Consider the following 17,563-nt stretch of genomic DNA (forward strand, 5'->3'; position numbering starts at 1 on the left):
GAGGTCCTCGCTCCTCACGGCATCCTCACCAACGGGACGAGGTACCACGTATGCGACTGCGCTGGAGATCCCTCGGCGGGCTTCTCGCCCTCCACGGCGCCCTGCTCGTCGCCGCGCCCGGCTCCGCCCAGGCGGCCGGGAACAGCGGCAACCTGATCGTCAACGGCGATGCGGAGAGCGGCGGTTACTGCACCGGCGACTGGGCCGCCGCCACCACGGTCCCCGGCTGGACCACCGAGGCCGGCGGTCCGAACGTCATGTGCCACTCCGTCGCCTCCTTCGGGCTGCCCGGCGACGGCAGGACGCCCGGCAAGGCCTTCTTCGCGCCCGGCAACTTCGGCGACGGCGCGATGACCCAGACCGTGGACGTCTCCTCCGCGGCCACGGCCATCGACGGCGGCGGCGTGCACTACAACCTCTCCGGCTGGCTCGGCGGCTGGACCACCTACAGCGGCAATGTCGCCGTCAGCCTCCACTTCCACGACGGCGGCGGACGCCCCCTCGGCGCCACCGCCAAGCTGCCCACCGTGTCCGCGAGCGACCGGGGCCAGGCCACCAAGTTCCTCTCGCGCAGCGCCACCGGCGCGGTCCCGGCCGGCACCCGGTCCATCCAGGTCGAGGTGCAGTTCCTGTCCACGAGCAGCGAGACCGGCTACCTCGACAACCTCTCCCTCGGCCTGGACACCCCGGTCACCGCGCCCGCCCCGCTCGCCCCGCCGGTCTCCAAGGTCCCGGGCTACGACCACGTGTTCACCGTCATGATGGAGAACACCGACTACTCCCAGGTCATGAACGACCCGGCGGACACGCCGTACATGCACAGCCTCATGGGCCAGGGCGCCACGCTCACCGACTTCCACGGCGTCTACCACCCGAGCGACGAGAACTACCTCGCCGTCGCGGGCGGTGACACCTACGCCAAGGGCGCCACGTACTTCCCGAACATCAACTCACCCGAGCGCAACCTCGGCGACACCCTGGAGGACGCCGGCAAGAGCTGGAAGGCCTACGAGCAGGGCATGGGCACCCCCTGCAACACCAAGAACAACAACGACAGCTACTACGAGCCCGACGACGCGCCCTTCATCAACTACACCGACATCAGCGGCAACGCCTCCCGCTGCGCGGCCCACCTGTTCGACACCACCCAGCTGACCACCGACCTGAAGTCCGCGGCCACCACCCCGAACTTCTCCTGGATCGCCGCCGACGACTACTACGACGGCGAGGCCTCCGGCAACGGCAACGCCACCAGCCTGAAGACACAGGACGGCTGGCTGAAGCAGACTCTCGCCCCGGTCCTCGCCTCCCCGGCCTGGACCCAGCAGCGCTCGCTGCTCATCCTGACCTGGGACGAGAGCGACGGCGAGGCGTACAACCACATCGCCACCACGGTCGTCGGCTCCCAGGGCACGGTCCCGGCCGGCACCAGCAGCCCGCTCCACTACGACCACTACGGCATCGGCCGCACCATCGAATCGGCCCTCGGCCTGCCCGGCCTCACGGCCAACGACACCTACGCCACGCCGCTCAACGCCGCGTTCGCGCCGTCCACGTCGACGAAGCCGACGCTCACCGGCGACCTGAACGCGGTGGCGAACGGCGGCAACGTCACCTTCCGCTACTCGGTGCCGACGCCGTCCCAGGCGAACGCCAAGAACTGGATCGGCATCTACCCGGCGGGTGTCACGCCCGGCCAGCAGTCCTCGCTCGCCTGGTCCTACGCCCCGAACGCCAGCGGCGCCCTCACCTTCCCCACCGGCAAGCTGGGCGGCGCGGGGACGTACGACGTGTACTACCTCGCCGACGACGGCTACTCGGTCCTGGCCGGACCGTTCTCCGTGACCGTCGGCTGACCGTACGCGACGGACACCGGGCCCACGCGCTGCCGCCCGGCGGAGCGGCCCACGGGGCCCCACCCCGTGACCGGCTGGTTCCGCCGCCGTCCCCATGCGGACAGCTGCGTGGGCCCGTTGTCCGTGCGCGAAGTCCTCGCCCGGCGGTCCGGCCCGGTCGCTCGATGCCCCCGGCCGCCCGTCGCATCGGGACGGTTCAGGGCCTTCCCGGTCCGGGGCCCGCGAGACCGGCCCGGTGGGCGAACAGGGCGGCCTGCACGCGGTTTTCGAGGCCGAGCCGGGTCAGGACGCGATTGACCCGGCTCTTCACGGTCGCCTCGCTGAGCCCGAGTTCCGAGGCGATCCGCGCGTTGGACAGACCCCGCGCGACCAGTACGAGGACCTGGATCTCGCGCTCGGTGAGCAGGCCGAGGTCCGGCGCCGGGGCGGGCGCGGGGGCGAGGAGGGCCGGCGGCAGCGCGGTGACCGTGTCGATCAGCCGTCGGGTGACGCTCGGGGCGAGCACGGACTCGCCGTCGGCCGCGGCGCGGAGAGCCTCGGCGAGCTGGTCGGGCCGGCTGTTCTTCAGCAGGAAACCGACGGCCCCGGCACGCAGCGCCGCGTGCACGTACTCGTCGAGGTCGAAGGTGGTCAGCACCAGGACCCGCGGCACCGGTCCCGGGCCGGGCCAGTCCTGGACGATCCGCCGGGTCGCCTCGACCCCGGTCGTGCCCGGCATCCGTACGTCCATGAGCACCACGTCCGGCCGCAGCGCCACGGCCCGGGCGACGGCCTGCTCGCCGTCGGCCGCCTCCCCGACGACCGACAGGCCTTCCCTGCGCTCGATGACGAGACGCAGAGCGGTCCGCACGATCTCCTGGTCGTCCACGACGAGCACACCTACGGTCATCGGTCCCCCTGCGCCGATCCGGGATCCCGCGCGGTCAGGACGGCGCGCAGGTGCCAGCCGCCGTCCGGGCGCGGCCCGGCGTGCAGCTCGCCGTCGAAGGCCGCGACCCGTTCCCGCATGCCGACGAGTCCGCGACCGGCACCGGGGACCGGCCGGTGGCCCGGCGCCGGCGCGTCGTTCTCCACCTCGATCGTCAGGCGCGTCTCGTCCCCGCGTACGGCGACCCGCACGCCGACCGCACCGGCGTGCTTGACCGCGTTGGTCAGCGCCTCCTGGACGACCCGGTAGGCGGAGACCTGCATCCCGACCGGCAGTGCGGCGCGGGCGGGCGTCTCGAAGGAGCAGACGACGCGGCATCCCGCCGAGGACGCGACGGCGACGAGCCGGTCGAGATGGTCCAGGGACGGCTCGGGCGCGAGGTCGCGTTCGCCGAAGGACAGCAGTCCGAGCAGCCGCCGCATCTCGGCGAGTGCCGTGTCGGCGGTCCGCGCGATGAGACCGACACCGTGCGCGGCCTCGCCCGGGTCGGGCGGACGGCAGGTCAGCACGTCCTCGGCGGCGCGTGCCTGCAGGGCGATCGCGCTGACGTGGTGGGCGACGACATCGTGCAGGTCGCGGGCGATCCGGGCCCGCTCGGTCAGCACGGCCTGCCGGGCGTTCAGCTCCTGCTCGGCCGCGAGCCGCCGATTGAGTTCGCGCAGGCGCAGCGCGTCGGCGTCGATCCTGCGCCGTCCGCACCCCAGCAGCCAGGCCAGCGCGAAGAAGAACGCGAACGTCGTGACGCTGATCGGCTCCAGCGAGCCGAGCCGGGGCGGCTGCCAGTGTCCGGTCAGGGCATCCGTCACGGCGGCGGTGGCGAGGACGAGCAGGGTGAGCGGCCCGCTCGACGGCGTCGGCGCGTGCCGGGCCACGGCGTAGACGCCGAGCATCAGCAGGAACGGCCCGGGGACCTTCCCCGGGATCGGGCCGAGCGCCTGGAAGAGGACGTACAGCGCGGTCATCGCGACGAGGACGGCGCGTGGAAACGTCCGCCGCCACAGCAGCGGCACGGTCTGCGCGCCCCACAGCGCCACGCCCCAGCCCACCGGCCGCGGTGTCCGGTCCAGCTCCGTCACGACGTCGAGCAGGGTGAGGCCGCCGACCCACAGCGCGTCCGTCAGACGCGGTCGGTCGGCGAGCCGGCGGACGGCTCGGGGCAGGGCGTTCACCTGGGCGGTCATCTCGGTCCGTCAGGCTAGACGACACGGCGGGCGGGACGGATCCTCCGCCGGGCGCGCATCGAAAGATGCGTCGTCGCGCCGAGGATCGGCACCGGGCCCGACGCGCCGCCGGGGCGGGCCGCCCTAGCGTCCCGGCCATGACGAACACCACCGCACCGGCACCGCCGCACCCGACGCCACCCCCGCCCTTCCCGCCGACCCGCGCCCGCCGGCGTGCCTGGCCCCTGCTGCTGCTCGGCACCGGGGTGATGCTCTTCGCCGTCGGCGGCCGGTGGGACGTCGCGGTCGCCGCCTGGATCTTCCCCGTACTGCTCCTGCGCTTCACCCGGCTCAGCTGTGCCTGGTCCGGAGCGCCGTGCATCTGGCTCGCGCACCTCGGGGCCGCCGTGTTCTGGGTGCAGGAGTCGGCGATCGGCCTCAACGCGGTGGTGCTCGCCGGCGCCCTCGCCCTGGCCGGCCTGCAGACGCTGCCCTTCCTGGCCGACAGGCTGCTGGCGCAGCGGCTGCCACCGGCTGCGGCGGACCTCGTCTTCCCCGTGGCGGTCGCCGCCGCCGAGTTCCTGATCACGCTGCTGTCCCCGTTCGGCACGGCCTACGGCTCCCTGGCCGTCACCCAGCACGCGGACCTGCCCCTCCTCCAGGTCGTCTCGGTCACCGGCCCCTGGGGCATCGGCTTCCTCGTCGGCTACGCCGCGAGCACGGTCAACCGTCTCTGGGAGCGTACGGACCGCCCCGCCCGGCGCGGCGCCCTGGTCTGCATGGCCGTGCTGCTGAGCGTCCTGCTCGCCGGCGGCGCCCGGCAGGCCTTCTTCCCGCCCCAGGGCACGACCGTACGGATCGCGGGCGTCAGCCCGTCCCGTACCGTGACCGAGCGGCTGCGGACCACGCTCGCCCGTTTCGCCGACGGACGGGGCGGTGTCGCGGCGGCGCCCGCCACGGCGGTGCGGCCCGCGATGACCGCGGTCGAGAACGACCTGCTGGCCGCGACCCGCCGCGAGGCCGCCGCCGGTGCGAAGATCGTGATCTGGCCGGAGGAGGCCGTGCGGACCCAGGAGTCGCAGGAGTCCGCCGCCCTCGCCGCCGCCCGGGCCGAGGCCCGCCGCTCGGGCGTCTACCTGGAGATCGGGATCCGCGTCTACAGCACCGCCGCGCCCGCCTACGGCCGGGACGAGGCGCTCCTCGTCGACCCCCGCGGCACCGTGCTGTGGACCTACCAGAAGGCCCACCCCATCCCCGGTTCGGAGCGGTACACGCCCGGTGACGGCCAGGTGCCGGTCGTCCGCACCCCGTACGGCCGGCTGGCCGACGTCATCTGCTACGACGCCGACTTCCCGGCCCTGATGCGCACGCGGGCCGACATCATGCTGGTGCCCGCGCACGACTGGAAGGAGTACGGCGGCGCGCACACCGACAAGGCGGTCCTGGCCGCAGTGGAGGGCGGCTACTCGCTGATCCGGCAGGACGCGGAGGGCGTCTCGGCCGCGTACGACGCCGAGGGTCATGTCCTCGCCAGGGCCGACTACTTCACGACCGGCCGGCAGACCATGGTCGCCCAGGTGCCCGTGCGGGGCGGCACCACGGTCTACGACCGCGTCGGCGACACCTTCGCCTGGCTCTGCCTGGCCGCGCTCGCGGCGCTCACCGCGACCGCCCTGGTCCGTCCCCGGCGCCCGCTGGGCCGGTGACGACAGGGCGGGTGGCTCAGGCGACGGCCTGGCGTGCCGTCCGCTCCACCAGGGCGACCCCGTCGCTCATCGAGGCGCTGCCGTTCGACAGCACCGCGACGAGGTACCGGTGTCCCTTCACGGTGACCTGGCCGACGCTGTTGATGTCCCAGAGACCTGAGGTGGTGCGCTGCAGCCAGCCGTTCTTCAGCGCGTTCGGGGCGCCGGCGACGCCGGCGGCCGAGACTCCCCAGGTCTGCTCGGGGACGACCTGGCCCATGAGGGTGCGGACATAGGCCCGGGACTGTGCGTTCAGCGCGGTGGCGCCGGACGGCGACGACGTCGTCGCAGCGTCGTCGAACACGGCCCTGAGCAGCCGAACCTGGTCGCTCGCGGTCGTCCGGGTCAGCCCCCACATCAGGCCGGGCCCGCCCGCGGTCGAGGTCAGCCCGAGTCGCTTGTTCGCCGCCTCCAGGCCGGAGGCCTGGCCGATCTGCCGCCAGAGGGCGTTGGCGGCCTTGTTGTCGCTGCGCTTGATCATCGGCTCGGCGTGGCCGCGCTCCTCGTCGGTGAGCTGCCGTCCCGCGTCCTGGGCCTGCAGCAGCAGCGCGGCGAGGATGTCGACCTTGACGATGCTGGCGGTGTCGTACGCGCCGTCCGCTCCGTGCACCGCGGGGGTGCGGCCGGCACCGTCCAGGTCGAGGACGGCGGCCGTGGCGTGGGGATCCGCGACCGGGGTGGCGGCTGCGGCCGATGCCGGGAGCAGCGCGCCGGCGGCGAGGGCCGCGACCGAGGCCAGCAGGACGCCGGTCCGGGTGCGTGCGGCGGTGGGGGAGGGGCGAGAGGACATGGCCCCGAACGTAGACAAAACGTGCGCCGGGCGAAGTGGCAGCCGTCACCTTCGCGGGTGTTCGTGGCGAATTGTGAGAAGAGCCACCGACGCCACCCATGGGGCGCATTGCGCGGCACGGGTTGGCCGTGCGGCGGCGTGTACGCGCGGCCGGAACAGGTGGCTCGCCTATCGTCGGCCAGACACCGACATCCGGAGCGATCATGGAAAGAACGGATGAAATGGTCGGCGTGGCCGGGAGCGCGGCGGTCGCGCCCGTCGGTTCACCGCCCGTGCGCCGCCTCCGGTCGTGGCCTCTCGGCGCCGGCCTCGCGCTCACGGCCGGTGTCGCGGCCGTCCTCCTGCTCGGCGGCACGCGGTGGCTGAACCAGCCGGCCGTACAGGCCTGGCGCACCGTCTGCCTGGCCATCACCGTCCAGGCGCTCCCGTTCCTCCTGCTCGGCACTTCCCTGTCCGGCGCCATCAACGCCTTCGTGCCGGCCGACCTGTTCGCGAGGGTCCTGCCGAAGCGGGCCGCTCTCGCCGTGCCGGTCGCCGGTGTCGCCGGAGCGGTACTGCCGGGCTGCGAGTGCGCCTCCGTCCCGGTCGCGGGCAGCCTGATCCGCCGGGGCGTCACCCCGGCCGCCGCCTTCGCCTTCCTGCTCTCCGCGCCCGCGATCAACCCCGTCGTGCTGACCGCGACCGCCGTCGCCTTCCCGGGCAACCCCGCGATGGTCGCCGCCCGGCTGGTCGCCTCCCTCGCCACGGCGGCCGTGATGGGCTGGCTCTGGCTCTGGCTCGGCAAGGAGAAGTGGCTGCGGCCCATCCTGCGGCAGCGGCACACCGGCCACCGGCACGGCCACAGCCGCTGGAACGAGTTCCGGCTCGGCTTCCAGCACGACTTCCTGCACGCCGGCGGATTCCTCGTCCTCGGCGCCATGGCCGCCGCCACCTTCAACGTCGCCGTGCCGCGCTCCGTCCTCGACACCTTCTCCGGCTCGCCGTGGCTCTCGGTGCTCTTCCTGGCCGGCCTCGCCGTGCTGCTCGCGGTCTGCTCGGAGGCCGACGCCTTCGTCGCCGCCTCGCTCACCGGGTTCTCCCCGACCGCGCGGCTCGCGTTCATGGTGGTCGGCCCGATGGTCGACCTGAAGCTGATCGCCCTTCAGGCGGGCACCTTCGGACGGGCCTTCGCCTGGAGGTTCTCCGCGGCCACCACCGTCGTGGCGGTCGCCGCGAGCGTCCTGATCGGAGGCGCCCTGCTGTGAGACGCCCCGTCCAGACCCTGCTGCTGACCCTGACCGGCATCGGCCTGCTGCACTCGGCGCTGTTCACCGACACGTACCTGCGCTACGTCAAGACCGGTCTGCGACCGGTTCTGATCGCCTCCGGCGTCGTCCTGCTCCTGCTCGGCCTCGCCGCCGCGGCCGTCCGCGACGGACAGCCGCACGACCACCACCAGCACGGCGACGAACCCACGGACGCTGAAGCACACGCACACGCACACGCACACGCAGACACAGCCGCAGCCGCGGACGACCACGGGCACAGCCACGGCCACTCCGGAGCCCCGCGCATCGCCTGGCTGCTGTTCCTCCCGGCGATCAGCCTGCTGTTCTACGCGCCGCCCGCCCTGGGCGCGTACACGGCGGCCCGCTCGGGCACCAAGCCGGTGACGGCGCACAGGACCGGGTTCGCCCCGCTGCCCGCGACCTCACCGCTGCCCCTGACGCTCACCGAGTTCACCCAGCGCGTCCAGCAGGACCGCACCCGGGCCGTCGACGGCCGGACCGTGCGGCTCACCGGCTTCGTCACCCCGGCCGAGGACCACGACGGCTGGTACCTGACCCGCATCATCTTCACGTGCTGCGCGGCGGACTCACAGACCGTCAAGATCCGGGTGTACGGCACCGACGCGCCGCCCGCGAACACCTGGCTCGCGGTGACGGGCACCTGGCACCCCCGGGGCGTCCTCGGCACCAGGACCGCGCAGGCGGCCCTCGACGTCCAGAACGCCCGCCCCATCGCCCAGCCGGTGAACGCCTACACCGACGACCTGCCGCTCACGCCGTCCTAGCCGTCCCAGCCGTCCCAGCCGTCGTGCCGAAGCCGGCCTCGTCCGTGAGGAGCACGCCCGTGACCAGGCGGGGGAGGATGCGCACGGCGTGGTCCAGGTCGTCCTGCGGCGCCCAGGGCGCGAGCAGCGTCCGGACCCGGGCCAGGTCGGCGGGGTCCGTGACGAGCCGGGCGCAGCCCGTGACGACCACGCTCCAGCCGAGATGGGTGTCCGGATCGATCGCGTCGGCCTCGTAGGCGACCACCACGCCCTCACCGCCGCCCTGCTGCGCGTGCGCGGTCAGCGCCGCGCCCTCGTGGGTGCGGATGACGATGTCGCCGTGGTCCAGGACGTGGTTGACGGGGCGGACGGTGGGCAGCGCCTGCCGGGTGAAGACGATCCTCCCCAGCGACACGGTGCCCAGCAGCCGCAGTGCCTCGACGGGGTCCAGGTCGATGCGCCGGTGCGCCGGCTCGTCGTTACGGATCATGGCTGGCTTCTTCGCGGGTGCGTGACGGTCTCCTCGCCGGCTCCGGCCGCCCTGCGCGCGCGGTGCGGTGCCGGGGGCAGGAGCGGCACCGCGGGGGACCGGTGCCGCTCCTGCCCCCCACTGTCGCGGATCCCCGGCTCCGCGCCCAGTGCCCTTCGGCTCTGTGCCCCGTGCCCTTCGGCCCTCGCCCGCAGGGCCGGACGGCCCGGTCCCGCCGCTCGGCGGGGCCGTACAGCGCCGTCCGGGGCGAGGTACTCGGACGCCGCTCGGGCGCTCGCACCGCCGCCTTCCCGATTGAGGTGCACGATGGAGTGGTGACACTCGACGGACGGGTTCGGGCGGCCGCCCCGAAGCCGCTCGCCGCCCGTCCGGCGCGTTCCCGCCCGGCGCGGCGGACGTGGAGTGTGCGGCCGAGCCGCCGGTGCGCGAGAGGAGGCGGTGACGATGACCCGGACACCTCCCACGACGGTCACCCGCGTACGACTGTGGCGCTGGCGACGTAATCCGCTCAGGCGGCACAGCGACGTCGTCGAGGCCTGGATCGTCCTCGCGACCTGGGTGCTCGCCGTCCTCGGCGGCGCCGTCGGCGGACTGCTGGCGGCCCACAGCGCCGACGCGGCCTTCTCCGCCCGACAGGCCCGGGTGCACCCCGTCTCCGCCGCGCTCACCGGCGGCGTGGCGAACGACCCGACCTCCGGCGGCGGTTACGACGACGGCCGCGTCTGGGCCACCGTGCGCTGGACGGACGCGCACGGCGCCGTGCACACCGACCGGGCCAAGGTCGAGCCGGGCGCCACCGCGGGATCCCGGGTGACGGTGTGGACCAACCCCGCCGGACATGTGGTCTCCCCGCCCGTCACCGGTGCCGCGGCCGACCTGCAGGCGGCCCTCACCGGCACCCTCGTCGGCCCCTCTGTGGGCGCCGCGGTCTGGAGCGCGGGCTGGCTGGTCCGCAACCGGCTGATCCGGCGCCGCATGGCCGAGTGGGACGAGGAGTGGAAGCAGATCGGGCCCCGGTGGGGGAATCTCAGCGGCGGTCGCGGCTGAGGAGGGACGGATGCCCGGGGCGGACACGGCCCGGGGCGGCGGACACGCCAGGGCGGGAAGGGCCACCCGCTTCTCGCGGATCCGGATTGCGCGGTGCGCGGCACTCCGACCGCTTCCCCGCGTCTGTTCTCGGTCCTTCCCGCCACTACCAGGACACCACGGAAACCGCCGTCCCACCAGGCCCGGCAGATCGCCGTCGTCGGATGTCGGTGTTCCGTACAACCTCCGGGGCGCTCCGGGTGTCCAGTACATGATCAGCCGGCCGATGTGCCGGACATGTTCTGTGGCTTCCGAGGAGAGACCCATCGTGCGCTCAGCCCTCCGTCCCGCGGCGACCTGCGTGGCCGCCGCCGCGATCGGCATCGGCTTCCCCGTGCTCGCCGCACCCGTGGCGCAGGCCGATGACGCCGCCCCGGACCTGGTGGTCTCGACGCTGCCCACCGCCGCTCCCAAGCCGGGCGACGTGTACGACCACTCCGTCACGATCACCAACAAGGGCACGGCGCCCGCGGACGGAGTGACCTTCCGGATCCGGCTGACCCGTGGGCTCGACTTCCCGTCCCACGTCGACGGGTGCACCTACTCGACCGGCGACGACCAGGTCCGCCAGGCGCTGTGCCGGCTGGACACGGTCGTCGCGCCGGGCGCCTCCGTCAGTACGCCCGTACGGTTCACGGCACGGCCCAAGGCCCTGATGGAGGCCGTCGAGTACGGCACGGGCCCCACCGGTGCGGCACCGGGGGAGGGCTTCGACGAGAGCTACCGGCGGCTGGCCCTGACCGCGGACAGCACCGCCGACCTCGTGGCGCAGGGAGACCTGGCCGAGGGAGCCCCCGGCAGCCGGGTGACCCTCACCGCGACGCTGCGCAACGACGGCCCCGGCTGGATCCAGAACCAGGACAGCGACGACCAGCCGGCCCTGATGGTGCGGATCCCGAAGGGCACGACGGCCGTCGAAGTGCCCGAGGAGTGCGAGCCGTTCGGGACCGACGGCCCGACCGGCCCCTCGGAGCCGGGCCACACCGCCTATGTGTGCGCGCCCGGCGACCACACCATCGAGGTCGACCAGTCCCTCGACTACACCTTCGTCCTCAAGATCGGTAAGACGGCGCAGGACACCCAGGGCGAGGTGACGGCCAGTTCGGTCTACGGCATCCACCCGGCGTTCGACCCGAACGCGGCCAACGACACGGCGTTCCTGAACGTGAACGTGACCCGCGACGGCGATCCGGGCACGAGCACCTCCGGCGGCACCTCGAACGGCGGGGACTCCGGCAACGGCGGCACGAGCACGGGCACGAGCACGGGCACGAGTACGGGCACGGGCACGGCAGGCCAGGGGAACGACCCGCACGGCCAGTCGACCGGCGGTTCCGGCACGACGGGCACCTCGGGTACGTCCGGTACGTCGGGCGCCTCCGGCGGCGCGAGTGCCTCGGGTACCTCGGGCGGTGCGGGCTCGGCGTCGGACGGCGCGTCCGCGACCGGCGGCACCGGTGACAGCCTCGCCGCCACGGGCAGCGACGGCATGCCGCTGCTGGCCGCCGGGGCGGTGGCCGCGACGGCGGTCGGCGGGCTGGTGCTGGTGGCCGTACGCCGCCGCCGGGCCGGGGAGTGACCCGGGCGCTCGGCCGTGACCCGCTCAGAGCACCGGACGCGCGCCTTCCCGGGAGCGTGCGGCGGCCTGAGCGGGGACCGACGCGGACGCCTTCAGCGCGGGGATGACGCCGGCGACCCGTTCCAGCTGTGCGCGCTGCGTGGTGAGGTCCAGGGCGCCGAGGCGCACGACGAAGTGGCGGGCGCCGGCCTCGACGTACCGCGCGAGGCCGGTGCGCACCTGGTCGGCGGAGCCGGTGACGACCGCCTGGATCCGTTCCAGCTCGGCCAGCGGCATCCCGTAGACGGCCCGTGCGTAGGCGTCCAGGTCGCGCCGGCCGCGGTCGGCGTCCTCGTCGATCCGCACCGAGACGAAGAACGCGGGCGCGATGTCCTGAGCCCGGCGTCCGGCCCCGAGCGCCGCCGCGCGCACGGTGCGCAGGCCTGCGGCGTAGTCGGCCGGGTCGGGCGGGTACGGCAGCCAGCCGTCGTACGACCGGCCGGTCCGCTCCAGTGCGGCCGGGGTCGCGCCGCCCAGCCAGACCGGCGGACCGCCGAGGCGGTGGGGCCGGATCGCCGGCGGGATGCCGTCGAACCGGAGGATCTCGCCGTGGAAGGAGTCCGCACCGCTCCACAGGGCCCGCCACAGCGCGACGGTCTCGTCCAGCCGGGCGAACCGGCGTTCCCACGGCACCTCGGACAGGTCGTAGAGGGGCTGTCCGAAGCGGCCGGGGAAGCCCGCGCCGACGGCCACGGTGAGCCGCCCGCCGGACAGCAGGTCGACGGAGGCAAGGGTCTGCGCGGCCTGCACCGGCCGGCGCAGGAACGGCAGCAGCGCCGCCGTCCCCAGCCGCACGGTCTCGGTCGCCGGGGCCAGCGCGGCCAGCATGGTCAGCGCCTCGACGCGCGGGCTGATCAGCGAGTCGTTGACGAAGAGGGAGGAGAAGCCCGAGCGTTCGGCCTGTCGGCCGAAGGCGACCAGCTCACGCGGGTCGTCGCCCGGGCCCCACTGCGCGGTGCCGGTGGGAAGGAGTACGCCGATGTCCATGCCGACGATGCTCCGGCCCCGGCCGTGGCGCGGCAATTCCCCGCAGGGAATGGCCGCGTACCGCGCCGGCGGCTAGAACAGGCCCGTGGACTTCCCCCGCGCCCTGCGCGCCCGCCGGACCGGCCGCCGTCTCAGCCAGCTCGAACTGGCCCTGCGGGCGGGCACCACCCAGCGCCATCTGAGCTTCATGGAGTCCGGCCGATCCGTCCCCGGCCGCACCATGGTCGTACGTCTGGCCGAGTCGCTGGAACTGCCGCTGCGCGAACGCAACGAGCTGCTGCTGGCCGCCGGGTTCGCGCCCGTGTATCCCGAGAGTTCCCTCGACGATCCCGAGCTGGCTCCGGTGCGCACCGCGCTCGATCACATCCTGCGCGGACATCTGCCGTATCCGGCGCTGATCGCGGACCGGGGCGGTGATCTGGTCGCCGCGAACGAGGCGTTCGACGTGATCACCGAGGGCGCGGCGCCGGAGCTGGTCGGCACCGGCAAGAACGTCTACCGGCTGGCCCTGCACCCGCGGGGGCTGGCTCCCCGGATCGGCAATCTCGCCGAGTGGGCCGGGCACGTCCTGGCCCGCCTCGGCCACCTGCCCGAGCTGAGGGACGAACTGACCGGCTACGTACCGGAGTCGGAGCCGTCCGGCGACCATCTCGGCTTCGCCGTCCCGCTGCGTCTGCGCTCGTCGTCCGGCGAGCTGCGGCTGATGACGACCGTGACCACCTTCGCCACCGCGGTCGACGTGACCCTCGCCGAGCTGAAGCTGGAGGCGTTCCTGCCGGCCGACCGGGCGACCCAGGAGGCCCTCGCCGGCCGGTTCCCCGGCACCGGCCGGCTCACAGGGGGGTCGCCGCGCCCAGCAGGAGCAGCAGAGTGACGGCGGAGTTGGCCGAGAACATCGCGGACAGGACGGCACCGGTGGCCGCGGTCCACAGCGCCAGGCCCACCGTCGTGAAGACGGACGGCCAGGCGCGTGTGCTCGGCGCCGGCGCGAGGAGCGCCGCGACCCGCCGGGGGAGCGGTCCGGGCGCGGCCAGCGCGGGGAGCGTCGGAGCGGGCGTGGCACGCGAGACGAGCGCGGCGGTGCCGATCGCGCGGGCCACGGCCTTGCGACTGCCGACGGCCCGCGCCGCCTCCTCGTCCGCCCAGCGCTCCGCCGTGTAGGCGACCGCCGTCCGCAGGGGACGCAGGAACGGGTTGGCGCAGGCGGCGAGTTGGACGAGCAGCAGATGCCGGTGGTGCCGGGCGGTGAGATGGGCGCGCTCGTGCGCGAACAGCGCGCGGCGCTCGCGGGACGCGAGGCAGTCGAGCATCGCGGTGGACACCACGATCCGGTCGCGGGCGCCACCCGGCAGGGCGTGGCGGGGGCCACCCGGCAGGGCGTAGGCGTACGGCGCGGCGTCCGGCAACACCGCCACCTGGGTGGACGGCAGCCCGCGCAGCGCCGCGTGGGCGCGTCGCCGTACCCGGTGGTGCCGCAGCAGGGCGCGGCCACCGGCCGCCACGACCGCGAGCAGCGCGGGGATCGCGGCCTTTCCGGCGACCTCGTGCCGGGGCACGCTCTCGCGCACCTCGGGGTCCGACCAGCCGTCCGGCAGCGGATTGCCGGGCAGTTGGGCCGTGCCGACGACCATCAGCAGGACCAGGCACACCGTGCTGCACAGCGCCATCACCGTGGCGACGCCGGTCAGCAGCACGGTGGCGGTGCGCGGATGCAGACGCTGTTCGGCCAGGCGCGCGATCGGCCAGGCCGTGAGGGGCAGGACCAGGGGGAGGAAGACGAAGATTCCCATGCGTGCTCAGTCCTCGTCGGCGGCCTGGTCCAGCAGTTCGCGCAGGAGTCGCTCGTCGCCCTCCGGCAGCGCGGTGATGAAACTCGCCAGCACCGCCCGGCGGTCCTGCTCGCCGTCCAGGACCTTGCGCATCTTCAGCGCGGCGAGACCCGCCTCGTCCGCGGCGGGCAGCCACACGAACGACCGGCCCTCACGCCTTCGGGTGACGGCGTTCTTCGCCAGCAGGCGCGCGAGGACCGTCATCACGGTCGTGTAGGCGAGGTCGGACGCCAGGTGCTGCTGAACCCAGCCCGCGGTCACCGGCGCCCCCGCCTCGTGCAGCGCCGCGAGGACCCGTGTCTCCAGTGCCCCGTGCGCCCTGCGCGGGCGCCGTGCGTCGGGCTCCGTCACCGCTGTCTCCCTTCTGCCGGTCCCCGCCCCGCCTCCTCGTGCCGGAGGAACGTCACATCGTACAGAGCGCTCGCCCATGACCGGTTTCCGCTGCTCGCGGCGGTGTCCGCCGTGCCGCACGGCCCGTAACTTCTACAGTGTTGTAGATTCGAATTCGGGGTCCGGGACACGGACCCGAACCGATCATGTGCGTGAAGGGACGAACCATGGGTGTTTCCCTGTCCAAGGGCGGAAACGTGTCGCTGAGCAAGGAGGCGCCGGGACTGAGCGCGGTGGTCGTGGGGCTGGGCTGGGACGTGCGGACCACCACGGGCGCCGACTTCGACCTCGACGCCTCCGCCCTGCTGCTGAACGACTCGGGCAAGGTCGTCTCCGACCGTCACTTCGTCTTCTACAACAACCTCACCAGCCCGGACGGTTCGGTCGAGCACACCGGCGACAACCTCACCGGCGAGGGTGAGGGGGACGACGAGTCCCTCAAGGTCGACCTCGCCGCCGTACCCGCCGAGGTCGACCGGATCGTCTTCCCGGTGTCCATCCACGACGCCGACGCGCGCGGCCAGAGCTTCGGCCAGGTGCGCAACGCGTTCATCCGCGTCGTCAACCAGTCCGGCGGCGCCGAACTCGCCCGCTACGACCTGTCGGAGGACGCCTCCACCGAGACGGCGATGGTCTTCGGTGAGCTGTACCGCAGCGGTGCCGAGTGGAAGTTCCGTGCCGTCGGCCAGGGCTACGCCTCCGGACTCGCGGGCATCGCGGGCGACTTCGGCGTCAGCGTCTGACGCGGTACGGCACCAAGAGGGCGAGAGAGAGCGAGGCGACCGGTGTCGGTCAACCTGAGCAAGGGCCAGCAGATCAGTCTGAGCAAGTCCGACGGCGCGGCGCTGACCGCCGTCCGCATGGGGCTCGGCTGGCGGGCCGCGCAGCGCAAGGGGTTCCTGGCCAAGCTGGCCGGCGCCCGTGAGATCGACCTGGACGCCTCCGCCCTGCTGTTCGCCGGCGGGCAGCCTGTGGACGTCGTCTTCTTCCAGCACCTGGTCAGCGATGACGGCTCGGTGCGCCACCTCGGCGACAACCTCACCGGTGGTGCGGGCGCCGGGGACGACGACGAGGTCATCCTGGTGGACCTCGCGCGCGTCCCCGGCCACGTCGACCAGATCGTCTTCACGGTCAACTCCTTCACCGGCCAGACCTTCGCCGAGGTGCAGGACGCCTTCTGCCGTCTGGTGGACGAGCGCAGCGGCCGGGAACTCGCCCGCTACACCCTCAGCGGGGGCGGCGCGTACACGGCGCAGATCATGGCGAAGCTCCAGCGGAGCGGCTCGGGCTGGCAGTTGACCGCCCTGGGCGAACCGGCCGCGGGGCGGACGTTCCAGGACCTGCTGCCCGCCGTCGCCGCCCACCTGTGAGCGCCCGGCCCCGGGAGCGGGGTCAGTCGCGGGAGTTGCCGAACAGGATGCGGTAGCCGATGAGCAGCACCAGGGAACCGCCGATCGCCGCGCCCCAGGTGTAGAGGTCGAAGAAGTGGTTCTCCACCGGGCGGTCGAGGAAGCGGGCGGAGAGCCAGCCTCCGACGAAGGCGCCGGCGACGCCGATCAGGGTGGTGCCGATCAGGCCGCCCGGGTCGCGGCCGGGCAGCAGCACCTTGGCGATGGCTCCGGCGAGCAGGCCGAGGATGATCCAGCCGATGATGCCCACGGTGTTGTCCTCCAGTCGGGTCGGGATCCGCGCCGGGTGCGCCGGACGCCGACACTGTGGTTTGCGTGTGTGCGCAACCCTAGAGGGCGTTGAGGTGTTCCGGGCAAGGGGTCCGACCCCCGGTGACGACCCGTAGAGGTTCTGCTACATGATTAAGACATTGCGCAAGTGTGGAACTTAAGGTGGCCCAGGAGCGTCGATCATGATGAACGCGCTGAGGGCGAGCCGCTGCGGAGGACGTGGATGAGTGTGTCCCTGACCAAGGGCGGCAATGTGTCGCTGAGCAAGCAGGCCCCGGGCCTGACTGCGGTGACGGTGGGGCTGGGCTGGCAGACGAACACCGGGTACGAACCGGACGCCAGTGCGCTGCTGTGCGACCGGTCGGGCAAGGTGCTCTCCGACGAGCACTTCGTGTTCTTCAACAACCTGAGCAGCCCCGACGGTTCGGTCCGCCACGCGGGCGGCGGCGGTCCGGTCGACGGAGACGACCAGCGGATCCTGATCGATCTGACCAGGGTCCCTGACCAGGTCGAGAAGATCGTCTTCCTGGTGTCCCTCTACGACGGTGCGAGCCGCGGCCAGGCCTTCGGCCAGGTGCTCCGGGCGCACATCCGCGTCCTCGACCAGGACGGCGGCGCCGAACTGGCCCGCTACGGCCTCGCGTCGGGCAGCCTGTCCACGGAGACGGCGCTGGTCTTCGGCGAGCTGTACCGCAATGGCGCGGAGTGGAAGTTCCGTGCGGTGGGCCAGGGTTATGCCTCGGGGCTCGCCGGCATCGCCACGGACTACGGGGTCTCCGTGCTCCGGGAGGCACCCGAGGCGCCGAACCCGCCCCCGAGCCCCGCTCCGACCGCCACCGAGCGGACGAGCGCCGGCGGGACCGTGCCGCCCGTCCCGTTGAAGCCGCCGGTCGTCGCCCCGCCGGCCCCGGCGTTCCCCGCATCCCCGCAACCCACCACCGGGAGTACGACCGTGACCTGCTTCTTCGACCCC

At 73.5% G+C, this 17,563-nt stretch carries 17 protein-coding genes and 1 pseudogene; 10 read left to right on the forward strand and 8 right to left on the reverse strand.

What is annotated here, in order from left to right; all coding sequences use genetic code 11:
- The first annotated feature begins 50 nt into the window (after positions 1–50).
- Positions 51–1,856, forward strand: coding sequence for an alkaline phosphatase family protein (locus tag AQI95_RS32510; protein ID WP_067132175.1), 1,806 nt, complete (start codon positions 51–53; stop codon positions 1,854–1,856).
- A gap of 196 nt (positions 1,857–2,052) precedes the next feature.
- Here AQI95_RS32510 and AQI95_RS32515 read toward each other — a convergent pair whose 3' ends face one another.
- Positions 2,053–2,745, reverse strand: a complete 693-nt coding sequence (locus tag AQI95_RS32515) for a response regulator (protein ID WP_067132178.1) — start codon at positions 2,743–2,745, stop codon at positions 2,053–2,055.
- Positions 2,742–3,965: a sensor histidine kinase gene (locus AQI95_RS32520; protein WP_067132181.1), complete on the reverse strand. Its 1,224-nt coding sequence runs from the start codon at positions 3,963–3,965 to the stop codon at positions 2,742–2,744. The genes AQI95_RS32515 and AQI95_RS32520 overlap by 4 nt, the downstream gene beginning before the upstream one ends.
- 137 nt (positions 3,966–4,102) lie before the next feature.
- On the opposite strand from AQI95_RS32520, the gene AQI95_RS32525 reads away from it, so the two are divergent.
- Complete coding sequence (locus AQI95_RS32525) at positions 4,103–5,650, forward strand: nitrilase-related carbon-nitrogen hydrolase (RefSeq protein WP_079071596.1); 1,548 nt, start codon at positions 4,103–4,105, stop codon at positions 5,648–5,650.
- A gap of 16 nt (positions 5,651–5,666) precedes the next feature.
- On the opposite strand, the gene AQI95_RS32530 is transcribed toward AQI95_RS32525, so the two are convergent.
- Entirely contained in the window at positions 5,667–6,479 is an 813-nt protein-coding gene (locus AQI95_RS32530) for a serine hydrolase (protein ID WP_067132185.1), read from the reverse strand.
- Positions 6,480–6,682: 203 nt separating this feature from the next.
- Between AQI95_RS32530 and AQI95_RS32535 the strand changes: the two genes are divergently transcribed.
- Together AQI95_RS32535 and AQI95_RS32540 are read left to right on the forward strand one after the other, a co-directional pair.
- Positions 6,683–7,723, forward strand: a complete 1,041-nt coding sequence (locus AQI95_RS32535) for a permease (RefSeq protein ID WP_208614322.1) — start codon at positions 6,683–6,685, stop codon at positions 7,721–7,723.
- Positions 7,720–8,532 (forward strand): TIGR03943 family putative permease subunit, encoded by an 813-nt coding sequence (locus AQI95_RS32540; protein ID WP_067132188.1) that lies wholly within the window; start codon positions 7,720–7,722, stop codon positions 8,530–8,532. Before AQI95_RS32535 ends, AQI95_RS32540 begins: the two co-directional genes overlap by 4 nt.
- On the opposite strand, the gene AQI95_RS32545 is transcribed toward AQI95_RS32540, so the two are convergent.
- The gene (locus AQI95_RS32545) at positions 8,519–9,001 is read right to left on the reverse strand and encodes a pyridoxamine 5'-phosphate oxidase family protein (protein WP_067132191.1); all 483 of its coding nucleotides are present in this window, start codon (positions 8,999–9,001) and stop codon (positions 8,519–8,521) included. The genes AQI95_RS32540 and AQI95_RS32545 overlap by 14 nt on opposite strands.
- A gap of 444 nt (positions 9,002–9,445) precedes the next feature.
- On the opposite strand from AQI95_RS32545, the gene AQI95_RS32550 reads away from it, so the two are divergent.
- Complete coding sequence (locus AQI95_RS32550; RefSeq protein ID WP_067132194.1) at positions 9,446–10,048, forward strand: Rv1733c family protein; 603 nt, start codon at positions 9,446–9,448, stop codon at positions 10,046–10,048.
- Positions 10,049–10,355: 307 nt separating this feature from the next.
- Positions 10,356–11,666, forward strand: a complete 1,311-nt coding sequence (locus AQI95_RS32555; protein ID WP_079071598.1) for an LPXTG cell wall anchor domain-containing protein — start codon at positions 10,356–10,358, stop codon at positions 11,664–11,666.
- 24 nt (positions 11,667–11,690) lie between these two features.
- Here the strand turns inward: AQI95_RS32555 and AQI95_RS32560 are convergent, their stop codons facing one another.
- Complete coding sequence (locus AQI95_RS32560) at positions 11,691–12,692, reverse strand: LLM class flavin-dependent oxidoreductase (protein WP_067132199.1); 1,002 nt, start codon at positions 12,690–12,692, stop codon at positions 11,691–11,693.
- Positions 12,693–12,777: 85 nt separating this feature from the next.
- On the opposite strand from AQI95_RS32560, the gene AQI95_RS32565 reads away from it, so the two are divergent.
- A complete protein-coding gene (locus tag AQI95_RS32565; RefSeq protein WP_067132202.1) occupies positions 12,778–13,566 on the forward strand; it encodes a helix-turn-helix domain-containing protein in 789 nt (262 codons plus the stop codon).
- On the opposite strand, the gene AQI95_RS32570 is transcribed toward AQI95_RS32565, so the two are convergent.
- The gene (locus AQI95_RS32570; RefSeq protein WP_067132205.1) at positions 13,526–14,482 is read right to left on the reverse strand and encodes a M56 family metallopeptidase; all 957 of its coding nucleotides are present in this window, start codon (positions 14,480–14,482) and stop codon (positions 13,526–13,528) included. The genes AQI95_RS32565 and AQI95_RS32570 overlap by 41 nt on opposite strands.
- A 6-nt stretch (positions 14,483–14,488) precedes the next feature.
- On the reverse strand, positions 14,489–14,872 hold the full coding sequence (locus AQI95_RS32575; RefSeq protein ID WP_067132208.1) for a BlaI/MecI/CopY family transcriptional regulator: 384 nt from the start codon (positions 14,870–14,872) through the stop codon (positions 14,489–14,491).
- Positions 14,873–15,078: 206 nt separating this feature from the next.
- Here AQI95_RS32575 and AQI95_RS32580 point away from each other — a divergent pair, with 206 nt between their 5' ends.
- Positions 15,079–15,654, forward strand: a complete 576-nt coding sequence (locus AQI95_RS32580; protein ID WP_067132211.1) for a TerD family protein — start codon at positions 15,079–15,081, stop codon at positions 15,652–15,654.
- 42 nt (positions 15,655–15,696) lie between these two features.
- Positions 15,697–16,281, forward strand: a complete 585-nt coding sequence (locus tag AQI95_RS32585; RefSeq protein WP_067132214.1) for a TerD family protein — start codon at positions 15,697–15,699, stop codon at positions 16,279–16,281.
- A gap of 22 nt (positions 16,282–16,303) precedes the next feature.
- On the opposite strand, the gene AQI95_RS32590 is transcribed toward AQI95_RS32585, so the two are convergent.
- Positions 16,304–16,570: a GlsB/YeaQ/YmgE family stress response membrane protein gene (locus AQI95_RS32590; protein WP_067132217.1), complete on the reverse strand. Its 267-nt coding sequence runs from the start codon at positions 16,568–16,570 to the stop codon at positions 16,304–16,306.
- A gap of 243 nt (positions 16,571–16,813) precedes the next feature.
- On the opposite strand from AQI95_RS32590, the pseudogene AQI95_RS50200 reads away from it, so the two are divergent.
- A pseudogene (locus AQI95_RS50200) lies at positions 16,814–17,371 on the forward strand (TerD family protein); the annotation flags it as partial.
- Positions 17,372–17,563 lie beyond the last annotated feature (192 nt).

Source organism: Streptomyces yokosukanensis (assembly GCF_001514035.1).
Lineage (GTDB): Bacteria > Actinomycetota > Actinomycetes > Streptomycetales > Streptomycetaceae > Streptomyces > Streptomyces yokosukanensis.